The organism is Paenarthrobacter sp. NPDC090522 (genome assembly GCF_044769225.1).
In the GTDB taxonomy this organism is placed as follows: Bacteria; Actinomycetota; Actinomycetes; order Actinomycetales; family Micrococcaceae; genus Arthrobacter.
In genome coordinates this window covers 37,762-49,580 of the sequence record NZ_JBIVXL010000013.1, presented here as the reverse complement: position 1 = coordinate 49,580, position 11,819 = coordinate 37,762, and the positions used below count along the sequence as shown (strand labels likewise).

The 11,819-nt window shown below is 61.9% G+C and carries 17 protein-coding genes and 1 tRNA gene; 13 read left to right on the top strand and 5 right to left on the bottom strand.

Translation table 11 applies throughout. The features are described from left to right. Positions 1-20: 20 nt before the first annotated feature. Both ACIQT2_RS16705 and ACIQT2_RS16700 read left to right on the top strand, forming a co-directional pair. Complete coding sequence (locus tag ACIQT2_RS16705; protein ID WP_402948592.1) at positions 21-989, top strand: DMT family transporter; 969 nt, start codon at positions 21-23, stop codon at positions 987-989. Positions 990-1,074: 85 nt separating this feature from the next. After that, positions 1,075-1,422 carry an ArsR/SmtB family transcription factor gene (locus ACIQT2_RS16700; protein ID WP_402948590.1) on the top strand — a complete coding sequence of 116 codons (348 nt, stop codon included), beginning with the start codon at positions 1,075-1,077 and terminating at the stop codon, positions 1,420-1,422. 210 nt (positions 1,423-1,632) lie between these two features. On the opposite strand, the gene ACIQT2_RS16695 is transcribed toward ACIQT2_RS16700, so the two are convergent. Together ACIQT2_RS16695 and ACIQT2_RS16690 are read right to left on the bottom strand one after the other, a co-directional pair. After that, complete coding sequence (locus ACIQT2_RS16695) at positions 1,633-2,292, bottom strand: DUF1345 domain-containing protein (RefSeq protein WP_402948587.1); 660 nt, start codon at positions 2,290-2,292, stop codon at positions 1,633-1,635. Positions 2,293-2,302: 10 nt separating this feature from the next. After that, positions 2,303-2,455, bottom strand: a complete 153-nt coding sequence (locus tag ACIQT2_RS16690) for a hypothetical protein (protein WP_402948584.1) — start codon at positions 2,453-2,455, stop codon at positions 2,303-2,305. Between the two features lie 113 nt (positions 2,456-2,568). Between ACIQT2_RS16690 and ACIQT2_RS16685 the strand changes: the two genes are divergently transcribed. After that, a tRNA-Leu gene (locus ACIQT2_RS16685) sits at positions 2,569-2,651 on the top strand. A gap of 60 nt (positions 2,652-2,711) precedes the next feature. Here ACIQT2_RS16685 and ACIQT2_RS16680 read toward each other — a convergent pair. Continuing rightward, on the bottom strand, positions 2,712-3,050 hold the full coding sequence (locus ACIQT2_RS16680; protein ID WP_402948581.1) for a YnfA family protein: 339 nt from the start codon (positions 3,048-3,050) through the stop codon (positions 2,712-2,714). 228 nt (positions 3,051-3,278) lie between these two features. On the opposite strand from ACIQT2_RS16680, the gene rpsF reads away from it, so the two are divergent. The 4 genes from rpsF (at position 3,279) to rplI (ending at position 4,998) form a co-directional block, all read left to right on the top strand. Then, positions 3,279-3,584, top strand: coding sequence for a 30S ribosomal protein S6 (gene rpsF, locus ACIQT2_RS16675; protein WP_397324157.1), 306 nt, complete (start codon positions 3,279-3,281; stop codon positions 3,582-3,584). A 49-nt stretch (positions 3,585-3,633) separates the two neighbouring features. Further along, positions 3,634-4,224: a single-stranded DNA-binding protein gene (locus ACIQT2_RS16670; RefSeq protein ID WP_397324155.1), complete on the top strand. Its 591-nt coding sequence runs from the start codon at positions 3,634-3,636 to the stop codon at positions 4,222-4,224. A gap of 63 nt (positions 4,225-4,287) precedes the next feature. Further along, positions 4,288-4,527: a 30S ribosomal protein S18 gene (gene rpsR, locus ACIQT2_RS16665; protein WP_003800144.1), complete on the top strand. Its 240-nt coding sequence runs from the start codon at positions 4,288-4,290 to the stop codon at positions 4,525-4,527. 18 nt (positions 4,528-4,545) lie between these two features. After that, complete coding sequence (rplI, locus tag ACIQT2_RS16660; protein WP_347109016.1) at positions 4,546-4,998, top strand: 50S ribosomal protein L9; 453 nt, start codon at positions 4,546-4,548, stop codon at positions 4,996-4,998. A 134-nt stretch (positions 4,999-5,132) separates the two neighbouring features. On the opposite strand, the gene ACIQT2_RS16655 is transcribed toward rplI, so the two are convergent. Beyond that, the gene (locus ACIQT2_RS16655; protein WP_402948576.1) at positions 5,133-5,558 is read right to left on the bottom strand and encodes a DUF1801 domain-containing protein; all 426 of its coding nucleotides are present in this window, start codon (positions 5,556-5,558) and stop codon (positions 5,133-5,135) included. A 58-nt stretch (positions 5,559-5,616) separates the two neighbouring features. Here ACIQT2_RS16655 and ACIQT2_RS16650 point away from each other — a divergent pair, with 58 nt between their 5' ends. Both ACIQT2_RS16650 and ACIQT2_RS16645 read left to right on the top strand, forming a co-directional pair. Beyond that, complete coding sequence (locus ACIQT2_RS16650; protein WP_402948573.1) at positions 5,617-6,468, top strand: PhzF family phenazine biosynthesis protein; 852 nt, start codon at positions 5,617-5,619, stop codon at positions 6,466-6,468. Positions 6,469-6,656: 188 nt separating this feature from the next. Next, entirely contained in the window at positions 6,657-7,550 is an 894-nt protein-coding gene (locus tag ACIQT2_RS16645) for a diacylglycerol/lipid kinase family protein (protein WP_402948570.1), read from the top strand. Between the two features lie 2 nt (positions 7,551-7,552). On the opposite strand, the gene ACIQT2_RS16640 is transcribed toward ACIQT2_RS16645, so the two are convergent. Continuing rightward, positions 7,553-8,437, bottom strand: a complete 885-nt coding sequence (locus ACIQT2_RS16640) for a hypothetical protein (RefSeq protein ID WP_402948567.1) — start codon at positions 8,435-8,437, stop codon at positions 7,553-7,555. 104 nt (positions 8,438-8,541) lie between these two features. On the opposite strand from ACIQT2_RS16640, the gene ACIQT2_RS16635 reads away from it, so the two are divergent. From ACIQT2_RS16635 to ACIQT2_RS16620, 4 genes are all read left to right on the top strand, one after another. Next, positions 8,542-8,838, top strand: coding sequence for a DUF4287 domain-containing protein (locus ACIQT2_RS16635; RefSeq protein WP_402948564.1), 297 nt, complete (start codon positions 8,542-8,544; stop codon positions 8,836-8,838). Between the two features lie 219 nt (positions 8,839-9,057). Continuing rightward, on the top strand, positions 9,058-10,101 hold the full coding sequence (locus ACIQT2_RS16630; RefSeq protein WP_402948561.1) for an alpha/beta hydrolase: 1,044 nt from the start codon (positions 9,058-9,060) through the stop codon (positions 10,099-10,101). 45 nt (positions 10,102-10,146) lie between these two features. Continuing rightward, positions 10,147-11,094: an alpha/beta hydrolase gene (locus tag ACIQT2_RS16625; protein ID WP_402948558.1), complete on the top strand. Its 948-nt coding sequence runs from the start codon at positions 10,147-10,149 to the stop codon at positions 11,092-11,094. Between the two features lie 90 nt (positions 11,095-11,184). Further along, the gene (locus ACIQT2_RS16620) at positions 11,185-11,808 is read left to right on the top strand and encodes an FMN reductase (protein WP_402948555.1); all 624 of its coding nucleotides are present in this window, start codon (positions 11,185-11,187) and stop codon (positions 11,806-11,808) included. Positions 11,809-11,819: the final 11 nt, after the last annotated feature.

The following is an 11,819-nucleotide window of genomic DNA, read 5'->3' as shown; positions in this document are numbered from 1 at the left end:
TGATAGAAAGGCTTTTCCGAATGCACTCATCCACTGCCACCCGCGGCCTGGTCCTCTGTCTGGTCCCTCCTTTGATTTGGGGAGGCATGTTCCCTATCGCCAACGACCTCGCCCCGACGGTTAACGCATTCCACATGACTTTGATCCGGTATGTCACCGCTGCTGCTCTACTCGCAGTGATGCTCTGGCGGGCCGAAGGTCTTCGGGCACTGAGTTTCGATGGGCGGGTGGGCAGGCTGTTCGTATTGGGAACTGCCGGATTCGCCGGATTTGGCCTGCTCGCGTTTACGGCCCTCCGCTATACCAGCGCGCCAAACGTCAGCCTCATCATGGCCATGATGCCCGCTATCGGGGCAGTCGTCGGGGCGATCGCCACCAGGAAGCTGCCTGCCGGATACACGGTCGCGTCCATTTTGGTGGCCTTCGCCGGGGTCTCTTTGGTCATAAGCGATGGCGACTACGGTCGTCTCTTCACGGGCCAGTTGGGCCTTGGTGAATTGCTTGCCTTACTCGGAGCGATCTGTTGGGTCACGTACACCCGGGGCGCTGCTGGCTTCCCGGGGTGGTCCGCCCTGCGATACACCACCCTTACGACTGTGATGGGCTGTGTCAGCATCTTCGCAGCGGTCCTTATCGCTACGGGAGTAGGTTACGTTGCTCAACCTGAACTGGAGGCCGTGCTGGGAGGTTGGTTGCATCTGGCCTACCTCATCATCTTCGCTGCCGTTGTAGCGGTCTTGTCATGGAACAAGGGCATTGGTCTCCTGGGTCCGTTGAACGGCACCCTGTTTATGAACCTCGTCCCGGTGGTTACCTTCGCAATAGCCATGATCCGCGGATATCAGCCGAGCGTGACTGCCCTACTTGGTGCCGGCCTCGTCATCGCCGCGCTGCTGGTCAACAACCTATTTTCCAGGCGATCTGGAGACGCGGTTCGAGGGCTCAAACTGTCAGTCACGCGCCCGGGTAGCGGACGATCTGAAAGGTAACCGCACCCAATACGTGGCATGCTAGAATCAATCTTCCATAATTATGAAAATAGCGGTATAAAAGCCCTTCATGGAAGAGTGAATCATGGCCCCCCAGCTCCATCACCCGGACCTGAGCGGTATTAGCGTCGTCAGCATGCTTCGCGCGGTAGCGGATCCAGTCAGGCTTCGCGTGATTGAGCTCCTCAAGGATGGTCCTGAGCGGACATGCTCCTGGTTGGCTGAGGAGGTTGATATCCCGCTTCCGACGATGAGCCACCACCTAAAGACTCTGCGGGAGGCCGGTGTCACCTCATCCCGCAAAGAAGGAACCACGCGGTGGACCGGTCTGCGGAGCGAGGAGCTTGAAGAGCAATTTCCGGGTTTCGTGAACCAGCTCGGGCAACTTGCACGTGTAGAGCACATGCGGCACGCGCAACGTCAAGCACGATAGGCCCGACGAATAAATACCAAATCGCCGGACGCTTTCCGAAGTAGGTTCCCGACCGGCGTCGTAAGCGCCTGTTCGCTGCGGGGCAGCTGCCGTCAACGTACGACGGCGGCTGTCCCGTTCGCGTTTAAGCCGCCTTCGGAGCGGCTACCGGAAGGTACGCGACCGGTCTGGAGCCGTCGGATGCCGCGGAGGCCTAGGCCGCTGTCACCGCTACTGGGCCAGACCGATCACCAGATTGATGGTCACGGCCAGGACGACGGTTCCGAACAGGTAGGAAAGCAGGCTGTGCTTCAACGCCTCGGCCCGGATCCTGTGGTTTTCAAGATTGGTGTCCGAAACCTGGTAGGTCATGCCCAGGCTCGTGGCCAGGTAAGCGAAATCGGTGTACTGGGGCGGCCGATCCTGGTTGAAACTGATGCCCCCAACGGCACCACCGGCCTCTGCCCCGGGGCTGTAATACAGCTCGGCGTAGCGAAGCGTGAAGAGCGTCTGAACCAGCATCCAGGAAAGCGCCACGCAGACCATCGCCAGCGCGGCGGAATTCAGCCTGGCGGCGGTATCGTCCGCGTGTGAATTGACGATGACAGCCGCAACGGCGGCGAGGCTCCCCAGGTTGGCGATGAGAATCAGCAGGTCCGTGACGCCGCGGGAAGGGTCTTCGGATGTCGCGTGCCGTTGGGTCCCCTCCGGGTCCAGGCGCGCAATCACCAGCCACACCCAGGCCACGTAGATGAACGCAGCCACAGCCCAGGCCACGGCAGGAGCGTCCACCCAGTTGCCGGTGGAACCCGTGACAGCCGTGGCGATTGCGCCGGCAATGACCATCACCACAAAGCGCAGCCGGCTGCGCCTGACCCTCGGGGCGTTCATGCGGTCCACCCTAGCGCTGGCTGCCCTGGTGATCCCTGGCGGCCCGCCGCTCGTCGGCTTGGAGAATGCCATCCCTGACTCCGGATCGGACCACGAAATACAGGAGGTAGAGGAAGATTGCGCCGAACACGGCGGTGAGGGCAAGCGAGGTCAGTGCATCCATGGACCCACCCTAGCCGTCGGTTTCCTCGTCAGAATCCACAGAATGGCCAAGTTCGTGTTAGTGTCTTTGACGCTGTTACGGAGAAAAAGGAAACCGGCTCTCCGAATCACCCTGCGCGGGTGGCGGAATGGCAGACGCGCTAGCTTGAGGTGCTAGTCCTCGAAAGGGGGTGGGGGTTCAAGTCCCCCTCCGCGCACACAGGAAACCCCTGGAAGGTCGATGATCTTCCGGGGGTTTTTTCGTCTGGTTGCGCGGTTCATCCGCCGGGGCGCGGAGCGAACATGATGACCCCGACGCCGACAATGCAGATAGCGGCGCCAATGACGTCCCAGCGATCCGGCCTGAAGCCGTCCATGAGCATCCCCCACGCCAGTGAGCCGGCAATGAAGACTCCCCCGTAGGCGGCGAGCACCCGCCCGAAGTGCGCATCGGGTTGGAACGCTGCGAAGAATCCGTAGATGCCCAGCGCTACGACGCCGAGTCCTGCCCACCACCACGCCTTGCCCTCCCGGACGGCCTGCCAGATCAGCCAGGCGCCGCCAATCTCGGCGACTGCCGCGAGGATGAAGAGAATCGTCGACTTGAGGATGGTCATGGTCCAAGTATTCGCTGCAGCTGGCTGTTATCCACATACGAGCGATGGCTGGTTTCGGTGCGGTATTCGGCCGAATAGCTTTGAGTGCAGGAGATGCACTAAGATATTGAAGTCTGTGCTGCGCCCTCCTTCCGAAACTTCGGCGGGGGAGCGATGCACAGCATCGCAAATGAACCTCCTGTTACGGAAATACCGTAACCGCTTAGCCCAAAGGAGGTGGGTTCACATATGCGTCCTTACGAATTGATGGTAATCATCGACCCCGAGGTCGAAGAGCGTACCGTAGAGCCGTCGCTTCAGAAGTTCCTGAACGTCATCACTACCGATGGTGGAACCATCGAAAAGGTTGACATCTGGGGCCGTCGCCGTCTGGCATACGACATCAAGAAGAAGTCCGAAGGTATCTACGCCGTGGTGAACTTCACCGCTGAGCCGGCTACCGCCAAGGAACTTGACCGCCAGCTGTCTCTCAACGAGACGATCATGCGTACCAAGATCATCCGCCCCGAAGACCAGAAGGTTGCTGCTGAGTAGTCAGCCCCTTCAAATCTTTACCCCGCAGGAACGAACAAGGAGGCAGTAGATGGCAGGCGAAACCACTATTACGGTCATCGGTAATCTCACCAATGACCCCGAGCTGCGGTTCACCCCGTCTGGCTCAGCAGTAGCGAACTTCACCATCGCTTCTACTCCCCGGACCTTCGATCGCCAGTCCAATGAGTGGAAGGACGGGGAAACCCTGTTCCTCCGCGCATCGGTGTGGCGCGAAGCTGCCGAAAACGTGGCCGAATCCCTCACGAAGGGTACTCGGGTCATTGTTTCCGGCCGCTTGAAGAGCCGTTCCTACGAAACCAAGGAAGGCGAGAAGCGCACCGTCATTGAGCTCGAAGTCGATGAAATCGGCCCGAGCCTGCGTTACGCAAACGCCAAAGTCAACCGCACCCAGCGCTCCGGCGGCGGGTTTGGTGCCGGCAACGGCAACCAGCAGGGTGGCTTCGGCGGCGGCAACGCCGGTGGCTTTGGAGGCGGTGCTCCTGGTGGAAACCAGGGCGGCAACTCCGGTGGAAACTGGGGCAACAACCAGCCCGCACAGCAGGACGACCCTTGGGCAACGCCCGGTGTCAGCAACGCTGGCGGCTGGGGCAATGGCCCGGATTCCGAACCTCCCTTCTAAACACAAAAACACCACCATCCCGTGGATCAACATCCACGGGCTCCATAGAAAAGGAGCTCCACGATGGCTAAGGCTGAACTCCGTAAGCCCAAACCAAAGTCCAACCCCTTGAAGGCCGCTGACATCACTGTCATCGACTACAAGGACGTAGCATTGCTGCGCAAGTTCATCTCCGACCGCGGCAAGATCCGCGCTCGTCGCGTCACTGGCGTTACCGTTCAGGAACAGCGCAAGATCGCCCAGGCAATCAAGAACGCCCGCGAAGTTGCTCTGCTGCCTTACTCCGGCGCTGGCCGCGGCTAAGGGAAGGGATTAACTAACATGGCAAAGCTCATTCTGACCCACGAAGTAACCGGTCTCGGTGCTGCTGGCGACGTTGTCGAGGTCAAGAACGGTTACGCACGTAACTACCTCCTGCCCCGCGGCTTCGCTCTGACCTGGACCCGCGGTGGCGAGAAGCAGGTTGAGTCCATCAAAGCTGCACGTGCTGCCCGCGCCCACGCTTCGGTTGAAGCTGCACAGGCACAGGCCCAGGCTCTGTCCTCCAAGAAGGTCAAGCTCGAGGTGAAGGCCGGCGAGTCCGGTCGTCTCTTCGGCACGGTCAAGCCTGCTGATGTCGCTGCTGCTGTTGAGGCCGCTGGCCTCGGCGCCATCGACAAGCGCAACGTTGAACTGCCGAACCACATCAAGTCCGTGGGTTCGTACCAGGCCAACGTCCGCCTGCACGAGGATGTTTCTGCTGTCATCGACCTCGAGGTCGTTGCAAGCAAGTAGTCTTTGACTGCATCTGAAGGACCCCCGTTACCGGATTTCCGGTGGCGGGGGTTTTTCATTTCCCCAGGAGCAACGCGGAGTCACTTAGGGCCCATGTTCGGCGACTAAAGGGCTGTAACTGACCCCGCGTTGCCTTATGCAGGGTTGTGGATCTCCGACATGGTGTGGTGGTAGCCGCTGCGGATCAACTCGGCCAGCACAGCGCGGTCCACATCGTCCAACTTGTTGATGTACAGGCAGGCCGTGCTGGTCTTGTGCTTGCCCAGCTCAGGCAGCAGCCGATCGGCGTCGGGACCTTCCGTGAGCCCGTAGAACACCAGGTTGGACTTACGGGGCGAGAAGGCGACAGCGGGGGAGTCGCCTTCCCTGCCTGTGGCGTACTTGTAGTGGTAGCTGCCGAAACCAACAATCGTGGGGCCGTACATGTAGGCCTTCTGGCCGGTGATTTCGCCCATCAGGTCCATCAACTCCAGCCCATCCGCACGACGGGTGGGGTGCTCCACGGCCGCAAGGAAATCTTCCACCGGCACATCCGTTGGCTGGGTCTTGTTTTCTGCCATGTGCGTAGTCTCCCAGACGACGGAAAGTGATGCCAGAACCCAGTGATAGCCTGCACCGGTGACCAATGAATCCTTGCGAGTCCGCCCGTTCAACCAAGTGGACGTCTTCTCCGACCGGCCCTATTTCGGCAACCCGCTCGCCGTCGTGGTTGACGCCGAAGGGCTCAGCACTGAAACCATGCAGCATTACGCGAACTGGACCAATTTGTCCGAGACGACCTTCCTGCTGCCGCCTACGGATCCGCGTGCCGATTATCGTGTCCGCATTTTCACGGCCAGCGAGGAGTTCCCGTTTGCCGGGCATCCGACGTTGGGTTCGGCACATACGTGGCTGCAGGCCGGGGGAGTGCCCAAGTCCCAGGGCGTAGTGGTTCAGGAATGTGGGGCGGGCCTGGTCCAAGTGAAGCACGACGGCGGACGTCTGGCTTTCGCGGCGCCGCCGCTGACGCGCTTCGGTCCCGTCGAGCCGGAAATCCGTGGGCAGTTGGCGGCGGCGCTCCAGGTGCCCGATGAGGCTATCCTCGATGCATCGTGGCTGGTCAATGGACCGGAATGGATCGGCGTGCTCCTCGAATCGGCGGAGCAGGTGCTTGCCCTCGAACCGGACGTTGCGGCCATGGGTGACCTCAAGGTGGGCGTGATTGGTCCGCACACGGAAGGTTCGTCAACGGATTTTGAGGTCCGCACGTTCGTTCCTGGTGACGCCATGGTGGAAGATCCAGTGACCGGCAGCTTCAACGCCGGAGCGGCACAGTGGCTCATCGGCTCTGGCCGCGCGCCACAGGAGTACGTTGCCGCACAGGGAACGGTCCTGGGCCGGGCAGGGCGCATCCACGTGAAAGCCCAGGACGGGGAGATCTGGGTGGGCGGGGCGTCGGTCACGTGCATCGAGGGAACAGTGCTGTTGTAGGGCGCGCCAGTAGGCCGTTGGCATCTCGGCGCGTGCCCTGGCTTCACCGTGGTCCGCTGCCGTGAAACACTCATGAAACTGGACTAAATGGTGAGGGCAGCTAATCCCTTCATCGCCCATTCCACGCCATGTGATTGACGCGCAGCACTGACGGATTGATCCCCGTTGCATGCACATAGAGGAGAACTATGGATTCCGCACGGACCTTTGAATCGATCGTCATCATTTTCAACCCGAACAGCACGGGAAACGCCCCGGATCTGGCGGAGGAACTGCAGGGAAAGCTCAAGGAACGGCTCCCGTACGAGGCGAACATCGTTCTTCGCCCTACCGAGCGTGCCGGCCACGCGGTGGAACTCGCCCGCGAGGCGGCAGCTGGCGGAGGGGACGTCCTGGTGGTGTCCGTTAGCGGCGATGGTGGCTACAACGAGGTAGTCAACGGGGTGATGCAGGCAGAGAATCCCCAGGCAGTGTGCGCCGTCATGGCTGCGGGCAACGCGAACGACCATCGCCGCACCGTCGGGACCAAGCCGTTGGATGAAGCCATCGCCGAGGGCCACGTGAAGAACATCGATCTGCTGCGGATTCATACCGGAGAGGGCGGGCCGGCCGAATTCGCGCACTCGTACATCGGATTCGGCCTCACGCCCGTGGTGGCCACGGAGTTGGAAAAGGGCAGCAAGGGGGCTCTCACCGAGATGCTGTCCGTGGTCAAGACCTTCTCCGAGTTCGAACCCTTCGAGATGCGGCTGCCCGATGGAAAGCAGCACAAAGTGGACAGCCTGGTTTTCGCCAACATTCCCGAAATGGCCAAATATGCCACTTTGAGCGAGGCAGAAGCCGTTCCCGCCGACGGCAAGTTCGAGGTGGTTCTTTTCCCGCATATGCCCAAGTGGCGCGTGGTCCTGAATGCTTTGCGCGCCACGACGCAGGGGCTGGGCGACCAGCCGAGCGTCAGCAGCTACGAATTCACCACCCTCAAACCGCTGCCGTTCCAGATGGATGGCGAGGTCAAGCACGTCGAAGCAGGAGCCACTATCACGGTGGAGAGCGCCCACGAAGCCTTGCCCACCATCGCTTGAGCTCAGCCGGTGCCGCAGGCTGTGCTCACGAAGTCATAGATCCGTCCCCGAAGCTCCGTTGAGGCCGCCACCTTCAGCAGGCCCTTCCTGTCCCCAACGGTTACCCTCAGGGGCAACAGGGTCCCCACCTTGTCCTCGGCGACCGCGTGCGGATCACATCGAGCAGGCCTGATCCGCAACGGCACCACCTGTGGCGCGGTGTTGGCAGCGACTGTGACACTGCGGGGCCAAGGATCGCCCGGCACTTCGGCCAGCAGCGTGGTCCCGTCGATCGACTCGATAGTGAGGCCTGGTGCAGTCCCGCTGGACGTGCCCACCGGGGTGATGACAAGGCGTACGACGGCGGTAGCCCCGTCCGGGGCCACCTCCAGGCCGGGGTCCAAGACGATGGTCGCTGTCGCGGCCGCCTCCGCTGACAGGCAGAGTTCGTCGGAGTTCCGCGGGAGGACGTTGAAAGGGTCACTCGCGTCCGTGCTGGTCGTCTTTGGTTCACGCGCCGGGTCCGTGTAGTGGATGGTGGCCGTGATGGGTGCGTCGGATGCACTCAAGCAGGCTGCTGCCGGAAGGGTGGCGGGGAGGCTCTTGGGTTGCTTCGGTGGCAAGTCCAAGGCGCCGCCTTCCGGACGCCAGGTGATGTCGCCCCGGAACAGGTTCGAACGCAGCACAGCGTCACTGACAGTGAGGTTAGCCTCCGTGTTGTTGGTGAGTTGGATGAGGATGGCTTGCTTCCCGTATTGGTCCCGCGACTGGTTGACCTCCACGGAGATGGGCGTTTCCCCGTGCGAGCCGGCGGGAGAAGGGGCGGGTGCCTGGCCGGCAGATTCACAGGCCGGCAGGAAGCAGACGGCTACCAGTGCAACCACGTACCGCCATGATCGGCTCACCATTCCAAAAGTCTAGGACCGCGCGAACGCCTCGAACATTCCCCGTTGTCCACCCATCCCGTAGAGTCACGCCTACGCACAACGAATCACGGATGAAGGGCGAACCCATGTCGTTCCAGGCTTATCTTGATGCGATCGAGGACAAGACCGGCCTCACGCCGCGCCAACTGGTGGAGATTGCGGAAGGCAAAGGATTCAACGACCCCGCGGTCAAGGCCGGAACCATTCTTGAGTGGCTGAAGGCGGACTACGACCTTGGGCGGGGCCACGGCATGGCCCTGGTCCATGTCATCAAGAAGGGCCCTCAGATCGACAGCAAACACGTGGGGACCGACGGTGTGCACCGCGACGAGTCGGACACGCTGTGGTTGGATGGCAAAGCCAGTAAACCTTCCGCTCCGTAGGGCGATCAGTGGCCGCGGTGCCCGCCGTCCCGGCTCCCACAGCGCGACGTTCGACGGCGGTGAGGGGGACCCTGCTCGTGGCGTCACTGTCGCCGCCTGCCAAAGGAACCGTGGACATTTCCTTCGCTCCAACGGGGTTCCGTCCTAGCATTATCGGCAGGTACACAGATGGGGGAGTGTGTAATGGGGCCTTTGGAGTCCGCTCAAACTGATAAGGGCGTGGTTCGGCGCCCAGGGGCAAGCGAAGTAAAGCGCTCGGGCGGGCGGAAGCGACCGTGGCGGCTGAGGAAGCTGGATCTCGCCATCGTTGTGGTGCTCATTGTGCTGCTTGCCCTCTCAGCTACTCCGTGGCCGTCGGCGATGGTGATTCGCAGTGTTTTTGAACGCGGCGCCAAGGACACCGTTGATGAAATGCTGCCCTACGTTCCGGATACGCCGCTGCAGACAAACCCGGGGGTGGAATACAAGCCCGGACTCTCGTTCGACACCTTCAGCCCCCAGGGCACTACCGAAGCGCTCCCTGCCATCGTGTGGATTCACGGTGGCGCCTGGATTTCCGGTGCTCAGTCCAACGTGGAGCCGTACCTCCGGATCCTTGCTGCTGAGGGCTACACCACCATCGGCGTGGGCTACACGATCGCACCCGAGGCGACGTACCCCACGGCTGTCCGGGAGCTCAACGATGCCTTGGCCTATATCAAGGCCCACGCCGCCGAGCTGAGGGTGGATCCAGGCAGGATCGTCCTCGCGGGTGACTCAGCGGGGGCGCAACTCGCCAGCCAGATGGCCACGTTGACGGTGAATCCGGCCTACGCGAACCTCCTGGGGATCGAGCCGGCGCTGCGCAAAGAAGATCTTGCCGCCACTATCCTGCATTGCGGGGTCTATGACCTGCGCGCCATGGCTGATCTGAATGGCTTGGTCGCCTGGGGGTTCAAGACCTCCCTGTGGGCCTACACGGGCACTAAGGACTGGTCCTCCACCTATGCCGGCGGAACCATGTCCACCCTTGAGTTCGTCACCTCTGACTTGCCGCCTACGTTCATCAGCGGAGGCAACGGGGATGGCCTGACGTGGCTGCAATCCGTTCCCTACAGCAACCGCCTGAAGGCCGCCGGCGTTCCGGTGACTGAACTCTTCTGGCCTGCGGACCATCAACCAGCGCTGCCGCACGAGTACCAGTTCCACTTGAATTTCGTTGAGGCACGTGACGCCAAGCAGCGAACGCTCGATTTCCTGTCCACTCACGTGTCGCGGAACTGACCACTGCGGTAAAAAGTATCTCCATGATGGAACTATTATTGGACCATGCCTGTCACTAAAGCGTCGACCAGCCGTGCTCCGCTGCTCGTATGGATCTCCATTGTTTGCGCCTCGGCGCTGATCGTGGTTCCGGCCGCCATGCTGCTCGGCAACCCGGCCGTCCTGCGCGGCCACCCGGCGCTTCCGGTGCTGTTACTGGTTGCCGCCGCTGGAGGCCTCCTGTGGGGGTTCCTGCTGTGGCGGGGTCGGGGGTCGCGGCCCAAGCGCTCCATGCTGCGGTCCATTGGCGCATGGGTGGGCCGATTGCTTGCGTTGTCAGCCGTGGCGGCTCTCGCTTGGCTGAACCCGTTCGCGCACCAACCTGCTGGTCCCCAGCCTGCACGGAACGTTGCGATCGTGGAGTCTCCAACGGACATTGCCATGGCTCCAGTGAACTCCACTCCCAGCAAAGGCCTGGTCTTCTACCCTGGAGCCCGCGTCGAAGCGAAGGCGTACGAAGATGTCCTTGGGCCCGTAGCCAACGCAGGTTATCTGGTGGTCATCCTGAAGGAACCCCTTGGGCTCAGCCTCCTCGACGGCAGCCAGGCACGAGCAGCCATGTCTGCCCACCCCGAAGTTCACTCGTGGGCTGTGGGCGGCCATTCCCTGGGCGGGGTGAGCGCAAGTTCCTTCGCCTTGGAGAACCCCGATGTGAAAGGACTCGTCCTTTTCGCCTCCTATCCGCTGGACTCGTTGCGGGACCGGACGGGTTTGTCCGTCTTGTCGGTCTCCGGGACCGCGGACGGCCTGAGCACTCCGGCCAAGATTTACCTTTCCCGTGAATTGCTTCCGCTCGATACCACCTTCGTCACTGTCCAGGGAGGCAATCATGCCTACTTCGGCAGCTACGGTGCCCAGCCGGGCGATGGGGAGGCTTCCATTGATCGAACTGCCGCCCAGGAGCAGATTTCGACGGCGACCGTCACCTCCATGGGTCAACTCGCCGGAGGTTAGGCGCCGGGAATACATTCACTCACCGCCCTGTTCAGTCATTTAGATGCATATGCATGTATGATGGGATAGATCGAGCAACAGGAGAATGCCATGGAAACCCGCCGCATCACCGTCCTTTCCGCCGGGCTCGGCGTGCCGTCGTCGAGCCGCCTCCTGGCCGACCAGCTGGCCGCCTCAGCCGAGCGGCAGTTGCGGTCGGCCGGCTATGAGGTGAGGATTGACGTCGTCGAACTGCGCGACCTCGCGGTGGACATCGCCAACAACTTCGTCACCGGCTATGCCGCGCCGCGGCTTGCCGAGGTGATTGCCGGCGTCGAGAACTCAGACGGCATCATCGCCGTCAGCCCGGTCTTCAGTGCCTCCTACAGCGGTCTGTTCAAGTCGTTCATTGACGTCCTGGACCCCAAATCTTTGGACGGCAAGGCTGTGCTGCTGGGTGCCACCGGTGGTACCGACCGTCACCAGATGGTCCTGGACCATGCCATACGCCCGCTCTTCAGCTACCTGCGCACCAGGATGACTGCCACCGGCGTCTTCGCCGGACCCCAGGACTGGGGAACGGACGACGGCGGATCGCCCCTTTCGGTGCGGGTGGACAGGGCCGCCGGTGAACTCGCGCAACTGCTGAGCGGCCCCCAGCCGGGGCATAAGGCACCGGTTCTGGAGTCGTTGCCGTTCGAGCAGTTGCTCGCGGGCATTTCGGCGGGTCACTAGGGCGAACCATT

What these genes read in the sequence shown, in the direction of transcription:
- rplI (WP_347109016.1), top strand. Translation starts at nt 4,546, where the DNA reads ATGGCAAAGCTCATTCTGACCCACGAAGTAACCGGTCTCGGTGCTGCT.
- ACIQT2_RS16700 (WP_402948590.1), top strand. Translation starts at nt 1,075, where the DNA reads ATGGCCCCCCAGCTCCATCACCCGGACCTGAGCGGTATTAGCGTCGTC.
- ACIQT2_RS16705 (WP_402948592.1), top strand. Translation starts at nt 21, where the DNA reads ATGCACTCATCCACTGCCACCCGCGGCCTGGTCCTCTGTCTGGTCCCT.
- ACIQT2_RS16645 (WP_402948570.1), top strand. Translation starts at nt 6,657, where the DNA reads ATGGATTCCGCACGGACCTTTGAATCGATCGTCATCATTTTCAACCCG.
- ACIQT2_RS16640 (WP_402948567.1), bottom strand. Translation starts at nt 8,437, where the DNA reads ATGGTGAGCCGATCATGGCGGTACGTGGTTGCACTGGTAGCCGTCTGC.
- ACIQT2_RS16670 (WP_397324155.1), top strand. Translation starts at nt 3,634, where the DNA reads ATGGCAGGCGAAACCACTATTACGGTCATCGGTAATCTCACCAATGAC.
- ACIQT2_RS16625 (WP_402948558.1), top strand. Translation starts at nt 10,147, where the DNA reads ATGCCTGTCACTAAAGCGTCGACCAGCCGTGCTCCGCTGCTCGTATGG.
- rpsR (WP_003800144.1), top strand. Translation starts at nt 4,288, where the DNA reads ATGGCTAAGGCTGAACTCCGTAAGCCCAAACCAAAGTCCAACCCCTTG.
- ACIQT2_RS16655 (WP_402948576.1), bottom strand. Translation starts at nt 5,558, where the DNA reads ATGGCAGAAAACAAGACCCAGCCAACGGATGTGCCGGTGGAAGATTTC.
- ACIQT2_RS16690 (WP_402948584.1), bottom strand. Translation starts at nt 2,455, where the DNA reads ATGGATGCACTGACCTCGCTTGCCCTCACCGCCGTGTTCGGCGCAATC.
- ACIQT2_RS16680 (WP_402948581.1), bottom strand. Translation starts at nt 3,050, where the DNA reads ATGACCATCCTCAAGTCGACGATTCTCTTCATCCTCGCGGCAGTCGCC.
- ACIQT2_RS16620 (WP_402948555.1), top strand. Translation starts at nt 11,185, where the DNA reads ATGGAAACCCGCCGCATCACCGTCCTTTCCGCCGGGCTCGGCGTGCCG.
- ACIQT2_RS16635 (WP_402948564.1), top strand. Translation starts at nt 8,542, where the DNA reads ATGTCGTTCCAGGCTTATCTTGATGCGATCGAGGACAAGACCGGCCTC.
- ACIQT2_RS16695 (WP_402948587.1), bottom strand. Translation starts at nt 2,292, where the DNA reads ATGAACGCCCCGAGGGTCAGGCGCAGCCGGCTGCGCTTTGTGGTGATG.
- rpsF (WP_397324157.1), top strand. Translation starts at nt 3,279, where the DNA reads ATGCGTCCTTACGAATTGATGGTAATCATCGACCCCGAGGTCGAAGAG.